Here is a 1,371-nt window from a genome sequence, read left to right on the forward strand (position 1 = left end):
ACATTTAGTAACTATCTTAATTTCTGATATAAATTTTTTAATATTTTGTAATTTATTTATCTTGCATCTTTAATTATATTGTAAATTTTAACGTATGTATCTCCAACTTCTTCTGCTGATTTAGCCTCTTCCTTTGACACTCTATAATACAATTCTGTAAGTTCTATTGCTACATCCTTTGCATTTCTTTGTGAAGATCCTGTTATTTTTGTTTCTGCCATTTCTATATTCCTCCTAATTTATATTAATAATAACTTTCTTTTTTATTCTCTATCTTTTCAACTATCCACTTCATTATATCTTCTTTTACTTCTTCTTTATTAATCTCATTTAATATTTCATGTCTACCATCTTTATATAGTATACATTTCACGTCTTCAATTCCTGATTTTTCATACCTAATCTTTAGGTTTAACAAGCCCTTACCATTATTACCAACAGGGTCTTTATCTCCTGAAACTATTAATATAGGCAAATCTTTTCTAATTTTGATTATATTTTCTCTATCTTCTATAAATTTGAGTCCTTTTATAAAATCTTCAAAAAATCCACACGTACACATAAATCCACACATTTCATCATTTATATATTTATCTACTTCTTTTTCATCTCTGCTTAACCAATCATAATCTGTTCTGCATGGTTTAAAGTTTCTATTATTTGAACCAAAGAATAAACTATCTATAAATTTACTAACATATTTTCTTCCTTTAATCTTACAAGTGAATTTAACTATTAAATTAGCCATATTAAGCAGTGACCCAAAATCTCCATTAGAACCAGAAAGTATAAGTCCATCTATTTCATCTCCATATTTAATAGCGTAATTTTGAGAAGCAAAAGATCCCATGCTATGACCAAATAATATTAAAGGTACATCTTTATTTTCTTCTTTTATTATTTCTGTTAATGTATGTATATCATCTACTAAACAATCAAATCCATTTTCATCTGCTAAATAACCTGCATTTTCTAATTTTTTTGCAGTTTTACCATGACCTCTATGGTCATTAACGTACACATTGTACCCGTTATCGGTTAATATTTCAGCAAAATCTTCATATCTTTTGCCATGTTCTGCCATACCATGAGATATTTGTACTGCACCTTTCACAGCTACATTTTCATCACATTCAAATTTATATGTATATATCTCTTTCTCGTCTATTTTAGAAGTAAAATAAAAATTGCTACATCTCATAATTTTCACCCTTTCAATTAGTTTCCCATTTAAGTATAACAAATTTTTAACATGTTTGTCTTTATATACAAAAAAAGTAGCACGATATTAATTCGTGCTAGTGTGGGTTAAATTACTTAAGCTAATTTTTTATTTAACATTTAATAAGCTATCTAAATAAATAATATAAT

General features: G+C 26.5%; 2 protein-coding genes. Both read right to left on the minus strand.

Annotated elements, in window-relative coordinates:
• Positions 1–56 precede the first annotated feature (56 nt).
• Positions 57–221 (minus strand): hypothetical protein, encoded by a 165-nt coding sequence (locus NSA58_RS20235; RefSeq protein WP_200886381.1) that lies wholly within the window; start codon positions 219–221, stop codon positions 57–59.
• Positions 222–244: 23 nt separating this feature from the next.
• Positions 245–1,201 (minus strand): alpha/beta hydrolase, encoded by a 957-nt coding sequence (locus tag NSA58_RS20240; protein ID WP_074078743.1) that lies wholly within the window; start codon positions 1,199–1,201, stop codon positions 245–247.
• Positions 1,202–1,371: the final 170 nt, after the last annotated feature.

The organism is Terrisporobacter muris, from assembly GCF_024621905.1.
GTDB classification, from domain to species: Bacteria; Bacillota; Clostridia; order Peptostreptococcales; family Peptostreptococcaceae; genus Terrisporobacter; species Terrisporobacter muris.